Annotated in this window: 12 protein-coding genes; 3 read left to right on the forward strand and 9 right to left on the reverse strand. The window is 68.7% G+C overall.

Features of this window, described 5'->3' with window-relative positions; translation table 11 throughout:
• Positions 1–3: 3 nt before the first annotated feature.
• Complete coding sequence (locus FDA38_RS39020; RefSeq protein ID WP_137259232.1) at positions 4–963, forward strand: asparaginase; 960 nt, start codon at positions 4–6, stop codon at positions 961–963.
• Here FDA38_RS39020 and FDA38_RS39025 read toward each other — a convergent pair.
• The 7 genes from FDA38_RS39025 to FDA38_RS39055 all read right to left on the reverse strand — a co-directional run bounded on the left by FDA38_RS39025 (position 960) and on the right by FDA38_RS39055 (position 9,498).
• Entirely contained in the window at positions 960–2,171 is a 1,212-nt protein-coding gene (locus tag FDA38_RS39025; RefSeq protein WP_137259233.1) for an RNA polymerase sigma factor, read from the reverse strand. The two genes, FDA38_RS39020 and FDA38_RS39025, sit on opposite strands and share 4 nt — an antisense overlap.
• Positions 2,149–2,556 carry a YciI family protein gene (locus tag FDA38_RS39030; protein ID WP_137259234.1) on the reverse strand — a complete coding sequence of 136 codons (408 nt, stop codon included), beginning with the start codon at positions 2,554–2,556 and terminating at the stop codon, positions 2,149–2,151. Before FDA38_RS39030 ends, FDA38_RS39025 begins: the two co-directional genes overlap by 23 nt.
• Before the next feature lie 9 nt (positions 2,557–2,565).
• A complete protein-coding gene (gene ftsY / locus FDA38_RS39035; protein WP_170990016.1) occupies positions 2,566–3,759 on the reverse strand; it encodes a signal recognition particle-docking protein FtsY in 1,194 nt (397 codons plus the stop codon).
• A 43-nt stretch (positions 3,760–3,802) separates the two neighbouring features.
• Entirely contained in the window at positions 3,803–5,377 is a 1,575-nt protein-coding gene (gene cydC / locus FDA38_RS39040) for a thiol reductant ABC exporter subunit CydC (protein ID WP_233715188.1), read from the reverse strand.
• Positions 5,378–5,472: 95 nt separating this feature from the next.
• On the reverse strand, positions 5,473–7,098 hold the full coding sequence (gene cydD / locus FDA38_RS39045; RefSeq protein ID WP_137259236.1) for a thiol reductant ABC exporter subunit CydD: 1,626 nt from the start codon (positions 7,096–7,098) through the stop codon (positions 5,473–5,475).
• Positions 7,095–8,084 (reverse strand): cytochrome d ubiquinol oxidase subunit II, encoded by a 990-nt coding sequence (gene cydB / locus FDA38_RS39050; RefSeq protein ID WP_137259237.1) that lies wholly within the window; start codon positions 8,082–8,084, stop codon positions 7,095–7,097. The genes cydD and cydB overlap by 4 nt, the downstream gene beginning before the upstream one ends.
• A gap of 10 nt (positions 8,085–8,094) precedes the next feature.
• Positions 8,095–9,498, reverse strand: coding sequence for a cytochrome ubiquinol oxidase subunit I (locus FDA38_RS39055; RefSeq protein ID WP_137259238.1), 1,404 nt, complete (start codon positions 9,496–9,498; stop codon positions 8,095–8,097).
• 82 nt (positions 9,499–9,580) lie between these two features.
• Here FDA38_RS39055 and FDA38_RS39060 point away from each other — a divergent pair, with 82 nt between their 5' ends.
• Together FDA38_RS39060 and FDA38_RS39065 are read left to right on the forward strand one after the other, a co-directional pair.
• Positions 9,581–9,973, forward strand: coding sequence for a BlaI/MecI/CopY family transcriptional regulator (locus tag FDA38_RS39060; RefSeq protein WP_137259239.1), 393 nt, complete (start codon positions 9,581–9,583; stop codon positions 9,971–9,973).
• Positions 9,970–10,875, forward strand: a complete 906-nt coding sequence (locus FDA38_RS39065) for a M56 family metallopeptidase (protein ID WP_137259240.1) — start codon at positions 9,970–9,972, stop codon at positions 10,873–10,875. The genes FDA38_RS39060 and FDA38_RS39065 overlap by 4 nt, the downstream gene beginning before the upstream one ends.
• Here the strand turns inward: FDA38_RS39065 and FDA38_RS39070 are convergent.
• Positions 10,868–11,434 (reverse strand): dihydrofolate reductase family protein, encoded by a 567-nt coding sequence (locus FDA38_RS39070; RefSeq protein WP_137259241.1) that lies wholly within the window; start codon positions 11,432–11,434, stop codon positions 10,868–10,870. The genes FDA38_RS39065 and FDA38_RS39070 overlap by 8 nt on opposite strands.
• A gap of 150 nt (positions 11,435–11,584) precedes the next feature.
• A complete protein-coding gene (locus FDA38_RS39075) occupies positions 11,585–12,688 on the reverse strand; it encodes a threonine aldolase family protein (RefSeq protein WP_137259242.1) in 1,104 nt (367 codons plus the stop codon).
• Positions 12,689–12,697 lie beyond the last annotated feature (9 nt).

Below are 12,697 nucleotides of genomic sequence, written 5' to 3' on the forward strand. Positions count from 1 at the left end.
GTAGTGAGCGTCGCGTTGTTCACGTTGGGTGGAACGATCTCGATGGCCGGCAACCAGCGCCTGACCGGTGACGACCTCACCGCCGCGATGCCGGGCCTCTCCGGGCTCGGTCACCCGGTGGAGATCCAGGACATCGAGAAGATCCCCAGCGCCAACCTGACCGCCGCCAAGGTCCTCGAGGTCGTCGACGCCGCGTCGAAGGCCGTCACCGCCGGCGCGGTAGGCGCAGTCGTCACGCAAGGCACCGACACCCTCGAAGAGAGCGCGTTCCTCGCGGACCTGGTCTGGCCGCACCCGCAACCGCTCGTCTTCACCGGAGCGATGCGCAACCCGACGCTGGCCGGTCCCGACGGCCCAGCCAACCTCCTGGCCGCCCTGCGCGTTGCCTGCTCCCCCGCGGCCCGCGACCTGGGTGCACTGGTCGTCTTCAAGGACGAGATCCACGCCGCGCGCTGGGTACGCAAGACCCACAGCACGAGTACGGCGACCTTCGTGTCACCGAACACCGGGCCGATCGGCCATGTCGTCGAGGACCGCGTCAGCGTCCTCACCCGCCCGCTCCGGCTGGACGGCGTACAGGGCAGCGCCGAACCGGCCGAGCTCGACAACCTGCGAGTGGCGCTCTACACGGTCACCATGGACGACGACGGCCTGCTGCTGCAGGGTTTGGCCGACACGCATCAGGGTCTGGTCGTCGCTGGGTACGGCGTGGGGCATGTGCCGGCCGCACTCGCGCCGGTGCTCGGTGACCTGGCCGCGCGGATGCCGGTCGTGCTGACCTCACGTACAGGCGCCGGCTCGATCGTCCGCAACACCTACAACTCCCCCGGATCGGAGATCGATCTGTTGCAGCGCGGGCTGATCGACGGCGGATTCCTCGACCCGTACAAGGCGCGCGTGCTGCTTCGGTTGCTCTTGGCAACAGATGACGACATCGCCGGGGCGTTCGCGCAGTACGTCTAGGTGAGCGACGCGGCCTTGGTCATCAGGTAGTCGCGCTCGGGCAGGCTCGTCGTACCGCGGGCCGCCGCACGGAAGTGTTCGGCGGCGGTCTCGTGGTCGCCGCGCATCTCGTGGAGGTGCCCGCGGGTGGCGTCGAGGCGGTAGTGGCCGGCCAGCTCCTCGTCGAGTGGTTCGAGGAGCTTCAGCCCGGCGTCGGGGCCGTCCACCATGGCGGCCGCGATCGCGCGGTTGAGCTTCACCATCGGGTTGCCGGACAGGTCCTCGAAGAGTCCGTACAGCGCAAGAATCTGCGGCCAGTCGGTGTCCTCGGCGCGGTCCACCTCGTCGTGGAGTGCAGCGATGGCGGCCTGGATCTGGTACTCGCCCAGTGGCGGTGTGTTGAACGCTTCGACCGCTAGTGCCACGCCTTCGGTGATGTGGTCATGGTTCCACAGCGACCGGTCCTGCTCTGCCAGCGGGATGAGCTCTCCACTCGCACCGGTCCGGGCTGCCCGGCGAGCGTCGGTCAGCAGCATCAGGGCCAGCAGTCCGGCCACCTGGCCGTCGTCGGAGAGCTGAGCGCGTACTGCACGGGTCAGCCGGATCGCCTCGCTCGACAGGTCGCTGCGGTGCAGCTCCGGGCCGCTCGTACTCGTGTAGCCCTCGTTGAACATCAGGTACAGGACGTGCAGCACGTTGCGCAGCCGATCCGGGTCGGCGTCCAGCTCGAAGCTCGCGCCTTTCAGTTTCTGCTTCGCCCGGCTGATCCGCTGCGCCATCGTTGCCTCGGGCACCAAGTACGCCGTGGCGATCTCGGCCGTGGTCAGACCGCCGACTGCCCGCAGGGTCAGCGCGATAGCCGAGGCCGGCGTCAGCGCGGGATGGCAGCACATGAACAGCAGCCGGAGGGTGTCGTCGTGCTCCTCGGTCTCCCCACCCGGCACCTCGCGCAGTGCGGCGCGCTCCTCGCGACGCCGGCGCGCCTGCTCCTGCCGTACTTCGTCGATCAGTCGCCGCGAAGCCGTCTGGATCAGCCAGGCCTTCGGCTTGTCCGGGCGACCGTCCCGCGGCCAGGTCGTCGCAGCGGCCAGCAACGCTTCCTGGACGGCGTCCTCCGCCGCGACGAAGTCACCCGACCAGCGCACGACCGCGCCGAGGACCTGCGGCGTCAGCTCGCGCAGCAGGTCCTCGAGGCCGTGATCCGGGTCAGAAGTCGTGGAGATCGGCATCCGACTCCATGACCCGGCGGATCTCGATCGGCTGCTCGATCGGTACGCCGTTGGGCCCCGGCGCGGAGGACAGCTCCGCCGCGATCTCGATCGCCCGCTGCTCCGACTCGACGTCGACGATCTGGTACCCGGCCAGGACCTCTTTGGACTCGGCGTACGGCCCGTCGGTCAGCACCGGCGCGCTCACGCTGGCGGCACGCACCACCTTGGCGTGCGACGGCCAGGTCAGCGCAGTCTCCTCGACCAGCTCACCACTCTGCCGCAGCCGCTCCAGATGGTCGGTGAGGAACTGCATGTGGGCCTTCATGTCGGCCTCGTCCCACTCCAGCATCGGCGTCTCGCAGTTCCCGCCGTCCATGTTCACCAGCAGCATGAACTTGGTCATGTCATCTCCTCATTCGAGCAGGGCGTCGACGAACTGCTCGGCGTCGAACGGTGCCAGGTCGTCGGGTCCCTCGCCGAGACCGACCAGCTTCACCGGTACACCGAGCTCCCGCTGCACAGCGATCACGATGCCGCCCTTCGCCGTACCGTCCAGCTTGGTCAGGACCAGTCCGGTCACGTCGATGACCTCTGCGAACACGCGGGCCTGGGTGAGGCCGTTCTGACCGGTGGTCGCGTCGATGACCAGCAGTACCTCGTCGACCTCGGCCGTCTTCTCGATGACGCGCTTGACCTTGCCGAGCTCGTCCATCAGACCGGTCTTGGTGTGCAGACGACCGGCGGTGTCGACGAGTACGACGTCCGCCTCCTCCGCGATGCCTTCCTTGACCGCGTCGAACGCGATGCTGGCCGGGTCTCCACCCTCCGGACCGCGCACGGTGCGGGCGCCGACGCGCTCGCCCCAGGTCTGCAGCTGGTCCGCGGCGGCCGCACGGAAGGTGTCCGCAGCACCGAGTACGACGTGCTTGTCCTCGGCGATCAGCACGCGCGCCAGGCGGCCGACGGTCGTGGTCTTGCCGGTGCCGTTCACGCCGACCATCAGCATGACGGCGGGCTGTCCGTCCTTGCGGCTCGATTTGAGCGACCGGTCCATCCACGGGTCGACCAGGGCGACCAGCTCCTCGCGGAGGATGTCGCGGGCCTGTGCGGCGCCAACGCCCTCCACGCGCATCCGGGTGCGCAGCTTCTCGACCAGCTCCTGCGTCGGCGCGACGCCGACGTCAGCGGTGATCAGCGTGGTCTCGATGTCCTCCCACGCCTCCTCGTCGAGCTTGTCTCGGGACAGCAGTGCTAGCAGCCCCTTGCCGAGAGAGCCCTGGGAACGCGCCAGCCGGGCGCGCAGCCGGACCAGCCGGCCCTGTGCGGACTCCGGCTTCTCGAGCGTCGTGGCGGGAGCGGCCTCCGCCTCCGGCAGCTCTGCGTCCTCCAGCGTCCGGGTCGGGGTGTCCCGGGGTTCCTCGGCGTCCTCACCGACCGTCGGCTCCGGCGCCTCGACGGCCGGCTTGGTGGCCGGAGGCAGCTCGGAACGGCGCCGCCGGGCGACGACCAGACCGGTCGTACCGACGACGAGAACGACCGCGATCACCACGACGATCGTGATCAAGGCCTGGTCTGTCAGGAGGGAGACAAGCAAAGGGGTCAACACGGTTCCCCATCTTGACAGACACCCGGCCCGCCGCCCGCATTTGTCACGTCAGGCAAACCAGCTGTCGCGGTACGTGAGGAGGCACCAGTTCGGGCCGGTGGGTGAGCAGGACGACGGTCCGGTCGCCGGCCGCCGCGAACAGGTCGGCGAGCAACGCCCGGCCGGTCTCCTCGTCCAGGTGCTCGGTCGGCTCATCCAGGACGAGTACGTCGCGGTCCGCGAGCAGGAGCCGCGCGAACGCGAGCCGCTGGCGCTCACCACCGGACAACCGGGCGCCGTGCTCGCCGACCATGGTGTCGAGCCCGTCCGGCAGCTTCTCCACGAACAGGCCGAGCCGCGCGCGGTAGAGCGCCTTCCACAGCTGCAGGTCGCTCACGCCGGGCTTCGCGAGCAGCAGGTTCTCGCGGATGCTCGTGTCGAAGACATGGCTCTCCTGGGTCAGCAGGCCGACGACCGACCGCACCTGGTCGCCTTCGAGCCTGGCCAGGTCCACACCGTCCAGCAGCACCTCGCCCCCGCGCGGCTCGAGGAACCGCAGCAGTACTGCGGCCAGCGTGCTCTTGCCCGCCCCACTCGGCCCGGTGATCACGACGCGGCTGCCGGCAGGCATGTCCAGGCTGAGCCCGTCCAGTACGTCGGTGTCGTCGTACCCGACCCGCAGCAGCTTCACCTGCAGGTCGCGTCCGGTCGGGAGCGGGAGTGGGTCGGCCGGCTCGGTGACGGGATCTGGGGTGTCTACGAGTTCCTGGACTCGGCCGAGTGCGGCTCGGACTCGGATGGCCAGTTGGGCGGCGGCCGGGATGCCGCCGAGGACGTCGGCCAGGGCGAGTGGGGTGAGGACCAGTACTGCGAACACTGCGCCGGTGATGTTCGCCGTACTGCCGAGAAGCAGAGCGGCGATGCTGGCGCCGCCGATGCAGAGGACGAGGAGGGCGCTGCCGAGACCGGTGCTCCAGGCGGAGCGGCGTTCGGCGGCCGCCAGGCGGGAGTCGTGGCGGGAGAAGTCGTCCAGGACTTCATCGACGGCGTTGTAGGCCAGTACGTCGGCTGCGGTGAGCAGCGTCTCGGTGGTGATGGCTGCTACGTCGCCACGGGCTGCGGCGATGTTGCGCTCGGCTCGCTGAGCGGTCTGGGCGGTCAGCCACGGTACGACGGTGCAGGCGACAAGGACGGCTAGTGCGACCGCTGCGCCGGCTGCTGGGAGTAGGAGCGCAAGGAGGGCCACTGTCGCGGCGGCTGTTATTGCTGCGACGGCGACCGGGAGGAGTACGCGGAGCCAGAGGTCGAGGACTGCGTCCACGTCCAGTACGAGCCTCGCGAGCAGGTCACCCTGCCGCCGGGATGTTGGTGCAACGCTCTCGAGTCGTCTGGTGACGCGAGCCCGAGTCTCGCCCAGGACCCGATAAGCGGCATCGTGCCCGACCAGGCGCTCGACGTACCGGAAGACACCACGGCCGACGCCGAACGCCCGCACCGCCACGATCGGCACCAGCAGCAGAAGCACAGGCGGCTGAGCCGAAGCGGCCGTAATCAGCCAGGCAGAGGTAGCCAGCAGGGCGACAGCCGATCCCGCTGCAGCAACCCCCAACAAGAGCGCGAGCAGAAGCCGCCAACGCACCCCCGCCTCCGGTCGGACGAGGTGCCACCACGCGCCGGCCTGCGGCCGAGGCGAGTGTTGGGGGGCGGGTCGCACGTCCAGGCCCGGCGTACTCGTCATGCGTTCACCAGCTCTCGTGCTCCTACGGAGACTGTTCGGTCGGCGGCGGCGATCAACGCGGGGCGGTGGGCGACCATCAGGACAGTGCGGCCGGTGGAGCGGAGGCCGGTGATGACGGCTGCTTCGGCGTCCGGGTCCAGGCCCGCGGTGGGTTCGTCCAGGAGGAGTACGGGCGCGTCTGTGAGGAGTGCTCGGGCCAGGGCGACTCGGCGTTGCTGACCGCCGGACAGGAGCTGGCCTTGCTCGCCGACCGCCTTGTCCAGCGCGAGCTCGCCGGCGCCTGCAGTGATGAGGGCCAGGCGCACCTCGTCGTCGGACGCGGTCGGGCGACCGAGGCGGACATTGTCGGCGACGGTTCCGAGGCGTAGCCCAGGGCGCTGAGGCACCCAGGCGAACTGCCGCCGCCACTCCCCCGGGTCGAACTCGTCGGCCGCACTGCCACCGGCCACGACCACGCCGCTCTCCGGCTCGACAAAACCAAGCAGCACTGCCAGCGCGGTGGACTTCCCAGCACCACTCGGACCGGTCAGCGCCACCACCTCCCCCGGCCGCAGCTCCAGGTCGAACCGGTCCAGCGCCGGCTCATCCCGCCCCGGGTACCGCACGGTCACGTCGTACATCTGCAGTGGACTCACCCGCAGATCAGGCACATCGGTCCGATCGCCCCGCACCGACAACGGCGTCTCCAGTACGCGGAACACCTCTTCGCTCGCGGCCACCCCGTCCGCGCTCGCATGGAACTGCAGGCCGACCTGCCGCAGCGGTAGATACGCCTCCGGAGCCAGGATCAGCACCATCAGCGCCGTCTCCAGCCCCAGCTTCCCGTCGACCAGCCGCAGACCGACGCCTACGGCAACCAACGCCACCGAGATGCTCGCCAGCAACTCCAACGCGAACGACGACAGGAACGCCAACCGCAGGCTCCCCATCGACGCAGCACGGTGCTGATCGGTCACCCGGCGTACGGCGGACTCCTGCGCCTTCGCGCGTCCGAACAGCTTCAGCGTGGTCAGCCCGCCAACCACATCAGCGAAGTGGTGCGCGAGCACCGCCAACGCATGCTGACGCCGCCGGCTGCGCGCCTGCGTTGCCCAACCGATCAGTGCCATGAAGATCGGGATCAACGGCAGCGTGACCAGCACGGTCCCCGCAGCGATCAGATCGCCCGTCGCCATCCAGCCGATCACTCCCGCCGGCACGGTCGACGCCAGGACGAGTTGCGGCAGGTAGCGGGCGAAGTACGAGTCCAGATCGTCAAGTCCCTTGGTGAGCAGGGTTGTCAGCGCACTGCTGCGTTCACCGCTCAGCCACACCGGTCCGAGCCTCAGCGAGTGCTCCAGCACCTGCCGTCGCAGCGTCGACTTCACAGCCGCCGCAGCGCGCTGCGCGACCACCTCCTGCGCCCACACCAGCAACGCCCGCCCTGCAACAACCAGCGCCAACCCCAGCGCGACACCAGCCACGCCAGTGCCCCGCAGTACGACGCCTGTGATGCCATGCGCCAACAGCACGGCCTGTACGACGATCAGCACGCCACTCGCGACACCGATCAGCACCGACGCCGCCAGGAAGACCCGAGCACCCCGGGCCCTCCGCAGCAACCGCGGGTCGAGCGGCTTCACGACGCCGCCACCATCACGCGCTTGCGGAACACCCAGTACGTCCAGCCCTGGTACAGCAGCACCAGCGGGAAGAAGATCGCCGTGATGATCGTCATCGCCTTCAACGTGTACGCCGAGGACGCCGCCTCGACCGCGGTCAGCGTCGACCCCGGCTCGAGCGTCGACGGCATCACATCCGGGAACAGCGCGACGAACAACGACACCACGGCCAGCCCGATCGCCACCGTCGTACCGATGAACGCCCAACCCTCGCGACGCAACAGGTTCGCCACCAACCCGCCGGCGAACGCGACCACCGCCGCGATCGTGATGATGATCGAAACGGTGTCGCCGCGTAACGCCTGTGCCCAGGCCAGGAAGGCGATCGTGAGCACCGCGGCGACGAGCCCGGTGCGCGTGGCCAGCCGGTTGGCGCGGACGCGCAGGTCGTCGGTCGTGCGCAGCGCGAGGAAGATCGCGCCGTGCGTGACGAACACCGCCACGAAGGTCAGCCCACCGAGCAGCGCGAACGGGTTGAGCAGCGTCCCGAAGGTGCCGACGTACTCGTGATCGGCGTCCAGCGGTACGCCGCGCACGATGTTGCCGAAGGCAACGCCCCAGAGCAGCGCGGGCAGCAACGAGCCGACCGCGATCATCAGATCCATCCGCCCACGCCAGACCGGATCGTCACGCTTGCCGCGGTACTCCAGCGCGACACCGCGCACGATCAGCCCGACCAGGATCAGGAACAGCGGCAGGTAGAACCCGCTGAACAGCGTCGCGTACCACTCCGGGAACGCAGCGAAGGTCGCGGCGCCGGCCATGATCAGCCAGACCTCGTTACCGTCCCAAACCGGCCCGATCGTGGTGATCGCCGCTTTCCGTTCCGGCTCGTTGCGGCCGAGTACGCGGAACAGCATCCCGACTCCGAAGTCGAAGCCCTCGAGCACGAAGTACCCGGTCCACAGCGTCGCGATCGCGATGAACCACACAGTCGTCAGTTCCATCTCGGCCCCCTCAGTACGCGAACGACAGTGGTTTGTCGGGTTGATCCGGCGAATCCTCGGCCGGTTCGTCGGTCCCGGCCAGTCCGCCGCGGATCGTCCGCAGCATCAGCTTGGTCTCGACGACCGCCAGCGCGCCGTACAGCAGGGTGAACCCGACCAGTGACGTGATCACCTCGCCGCTCGTCGTACTGGGTGACACACCCGATGCCGTGGGCAACAACCCGAAGACCAGCCAGGGTTGTCGTCCGGTCTCGGTGAAGATCCAGCCGAACGTGTTGGCGATCAGCGGCAGCAGCGGCAACGGCGCTGCCAGCCAGATGAGCCAGTGGGCCGGCGCCCGGCCGCGGCGCGTTGTCCACAGCAGCCACAGCGCGACCGCCGCGGACAGCATCCCGACGCCGATCATCAGCCGGAACGTCCAGTACGTCAGCGGGATGTTCGGCTTGTACGAGCCCGGGCCGTACAGCTGTTCGTACGCGTCCTGCAGCGAGTTGATGCCCTTGACCTCACCCTTGAAGTGGCCGGTGGCCAGGAAGGACAGCAGGTACGGCAGCTTGATCGAGAAGATCTCCTTGGACCCGTCCAGCGTGCCGACGGTGAAGACCGAGAACGACGCCGGCTTCTCGGTCTCGTACAGCGCCTCCGCCGCGGCCATCTTCATCGGCTGTACTTCGGTCATCACCTTGCCCTGCAGGTCGCCGCTGATCGCGACGCCGACGCTGGCCACGAGCACGACCGACGCCCCGATCTTCAGCGCCGAGCGGAACACGTCCTTGTCCACCAGCGGCCGCCGGATCAGGTGCCACAACGCGACGCCCGCGACGAACGCGCCGCCGACCATGAACGCGGCGAAGATCGTGTGCGGGAAGGTCACCAGCACAACTTTGTTCGTCAGCACAGCCCACAGATCCGTCAACTCGGCGCGACCACGCTCAGGGTTGTAGCGGAAGCCGACCGGGTTCTGCATCCACGAGTTGGCCGCGAGGATGAAGTACGCCGACAACTGCGTGCCGAGCACCACCATCCAGATGCAGCCCAGGTGCACCAGCTTCGGCAGCCGCTCCCAGCCGAAGATCCACAGGCCGATGAACGTCGACTCGAGGAAGAACGCGAGCAGACCCTCGAGCGCGAGCGGGGCGCCGAACACGTCCCCGACGAAGCGCGAGTAGTCGCTCCAGTTCATCCCGAACTGGAACTCCTGCACCAGCCCGGTGACGACTCCCATCGCGATGTTGATCAGGAACAGCTTCCCGTAGAACTTGGTCAGCCGCAGGTACTTCTCCTTGCCGGTGCGGTACCACGCGGTCTGCAGGCCGGCCGTGATCGCGACCAGCGAGATCGTCACCGGCACGAAGAAAAAGTGGTACACGGTGGTGATCGCGAACTGCCATCGGGCCAGATCCAGCGTGTCCATCGGAGGGCCTCCCCAGCCATCTACGACGTTTCGTAGTAGATGCTAGCGCGGATCTACTACGACGTGTAGTTATACTGGTCACGTGGCGAGTGAGGACAAGGCACCACGCCGGTTGGGTGAGTTGGAACGCCTGGTGATGGAGCAGCTGTGGGCTGCCCCGACGGCGTTGACCGTGCGCGAAGTGCATGAGCAGCTGACCGGCACCCGGGAGCTCGCCTACACCACGGTGATGACCGTCCTGGACCGGCTGGCGAAGAAGAAGCTCACCGAGCGCGAACGCGACGGCAAGGCCTGGCGCTATCGTGCCGCCGCCCCACGCGAGGAGCTGGCCGCCGACCTGATGCGCGACGCCCTCGACCGCGCCGGCGACCGCCGCGAGGCCCTGGTCCGGTTCGTCGGCCAGGTCTCCGACGAGGAAGCAGCTCTACTGCGCGAAGCCCTGTCCCGGCTGGACAGCCAGGAGCAGACGGGGTGATCACCCCGGTCCTGCTGGCCGTCCTGGCGCTGGTGCTGACCGGCCCGGCACCGGCCCTGCTGGCTCGCTCCAACTGGCCCTACCGGGTCCCCCGCGCGGCGGTCATCCTCTGGCAGGCAATCGCGCTGGCCGCCGCACTGGCTGCGCTGGGTGCCGGCATCGCGCTCTCGTACTCGATCGCGGGCGAGCCTGGTCAGCCGAAGTTCGATCCGTCGTCACCACGGGACCTGGTGGCCGCCCTGATCCTCGCGATGACCGCACTGGTCGTGGTGCGACTGCTGTGGGCGGTCGGACGGGTGGCGATCGGCACCAGGGCACGTCGCAAACGGCACCGCGATCTCGTCGACGTACTGGCCACACCGGACGGCCTGATCCCCGGGCTGCGCGTGCTGGCCGAGGAGACTCCGCTGGCCTACTGCCTGCCCGCACTGCGAGGCGCACGGGTCGTTGTGTCGGTCGGTGCGCTGGACCGGCTGGACGACAGCGAACTGAAGGCAGTACTGGCGCATGAGCAGGCGCATCTCCGCGCACGTCATGATCTGGTGCTGGAGGAGTTCACTGCGCTGCATCATGCGTTCCCGCGCTGGGTGCGCAGCGACGTGGCACTGGAGCAGGCCCGCACCCTCGTGGAGTTGCTGGCTGACGACGACGCCCGTCGCCGGAACGGTCCACGCCCACTGGCTCGCGCACTGGTCGCGCTGGCCGGCTCACCGGCACCTGAAGCGGCACTGGCGGCCGCCAAGTCCGCCACGGTCCTCCGGGTCGAGCGGCTGGCCGGCCCTGCTCCTGACGAACGCGTGCTCGCCACCTTGACGTACGCCGGGGCAGTCACGCTCCTGGTCCTGCCGACGATCACCATCGCCGCCCCGATCGTGAAGGCGATCGTGGACGCGGTCAGCTAGTCGGCCGGTACCGCACCAGTACGCCGCCGTCCGCCCACGGACGCGCCTCGATCAGCTCCAACTGCACCGGCGAATCGCTATCGGGGAACGCGCTCTTACCCGCACCCAGCAGGATCGGGCAGATGCGTAGCTGGACCTCGTCGACCAGTCCGGCCTGCAGCAACGACTGGAACAGCATGATGCTGCCCCACAAGATGATGTCCTTGCCGGTGTCCTCGGCCTTGAGCGCACGCACCGCGTCGAGGTCACGGACCACCAGCCCCGGTTCGTACGACCCCCACGGCGCGCTCTCGAGTCTGGTCGACACGACAACCAACCGCAGCGAGTTGAGCTTCGGCGCGACCGGCTGGTCCGCCGCCGCGTCGGTCGGCCAGTAGCTCGCGAACAACTTGTACGTCTCGGCGCCGAGCAGCATCGTGTCGATGCTCTCGAGCAGTTGAAGATTGTCGTCGTCGGCGTCGCCACCGTCCGCGATGGAGTCGAAGAACTCCAGTCCCCCATCAGGCCCGGCGGCGTACCCGTCGAGCGTCACGTACTCCTGGAAGATCAGCCGCCTCATGCCCCGCGACACTACCCGAAGTACTTACCTTCTCCCCTTGCCACAGCCAGCAGCACCAGGCCCGACAGAACCAGCAGAACAACCATCGTCACAACGAATGTCAGCACTTCACTCCCCGAATCCCCACACCTAACACAGTGCCTGACGCGTTCACCGCGTCAGAAGTTCCCCGAACGCCTTGGCGATTTCGTCGACCTGCCAGGTCAGCGAGTGCGGCGTCACCACGACCTCGATCCACGACCACCCCGGCACGTCGGCCGGCTGCCACGGCGGGCACAACGCCTCGCGGGTCCGCTCCATCCGCTCGACCGTCGTACGCTCGATCGCGTCCGCGGCACGGGGTGCGTAGAGGCGGAACGAGTTCGTGTGCGGCGGCTCCGGGAAGACGCGGAAACCCTCGCTCTGCAAGGCCATTGCGAGCTCTACCGCGCGCTGGTGCAGGTCGTCCATCAGCGGGAGCACGGTCCGCAGACCATCGCGCGCGGAGACGGCGTACGGGAAGAGCGAGAAGAGGTTGCCGCCGAGCCGGCGCTGCCAGCGGCGTACTTCGGCGATGACATCCTCAGGCCCGGCCAGCGCAGCACCGCTGATACCGCCGAGCACCTTGTAGAAGGACACGTAGACAGTCGAGACCAGCGCAGCGATCTCAGCCAGGCTGTGCTCGAGGTACGGCGTGCTCTCCCAGAGGCGGGCGCCGTCGAGGTGTAGCGGTACGCCGCGCTCGGCGCAGTACTCGGAGAAGACGACCAGCTCGTCCCAGGTCGGCAGCACGTACCCGGCGTCGCGCAGCGGCAGCTCCAGCGTGACCGCGGCCAACTTGCCCGGGATCGCGGCCAGCTCGTCCGGCCGGGGCTGGCGTGGCTCTGACGTCAGCCGCTCGATCCTCAGGTGGTGCACCTCTTCCAGCGCGTTCAGCTCGTGCACCAGGAGGTGAGACAGCCCGTGTACTGCGACCCGGCTCGTCCCGGCGCGGTCGGCGTACACGCGGAGCACACTCTGCTGCGCCATGATGCCGGTCGGCAGGAACACTGCAGCCGGCTTGCCCAGCAGGTCCGCTACCTCCTGCTCCAGCGCCGCGACCTCGCCGCCGTTGCCGTACATGTCGACGAGGTCGTCCGTGGCGACCTCCGAGAGCCGTTGTAGCCGGTCCGGCGCCGGCACTCGCCGGTTGCCGAGCCAGCGCTCGCAGTTGTCCGCCGCGTTCTTCCGGCGCTCCCGCAGGTCCTCGGACGCAGTAGAGGTAGTAGTAGCCACGGCCCCATC

The organism is Kribbella jiaozuonensis, from assembly GCF_005233875.1.
Taxonomy (GTDB): domain Bacteria; phylum Actinomycetota; class Actinomycetes; order Propionibacteriales; family Kribbellaceae; genus Kribbella; species Kribbella jiaozuonensis.

What these genes read in the sequence shown, in the direction of transcription:
- FDA38_RS39025 (WP_137259233.1), bottom strand. Translation starts at nt 2,171, where the DNA reads ATGCCGATCTCCACGACTTCTGACCCGGATCACGGCCTCGAGGACCTG.
- FDA38_RS39030 (WP_137259234.1), bottom strand. Translation starts at nt 2,556, where the DNA reads ATGACCAAGTTCATGCTGCTGGTGAACATGGACGGCGGGAACTGCGAG.
- cydB (WP_137259237.1), bottom strand. Translation starts at nt 8,084, where the DNA reads ATGGAACTGACGACTGTGTGGTTCATCGCGATCGCGACGCTGTGGACC.
- FDA38_RS39055 (WP_137259238.1), bottom strand. Translation starts at nt 9,498, where the DNA reads ATGGACACGCTGGATCTGGCCCGATGGCAGTTCGCGATCACCACCGTG.
- FDA38_RS39070 (WP_137259241.1), bottom strand. Translation starts at nt 11,434, where the DNA reads ATGAGGCGGCTGATCTTCCAGGAGTACGTGACGCTCGACGGGTACGCC.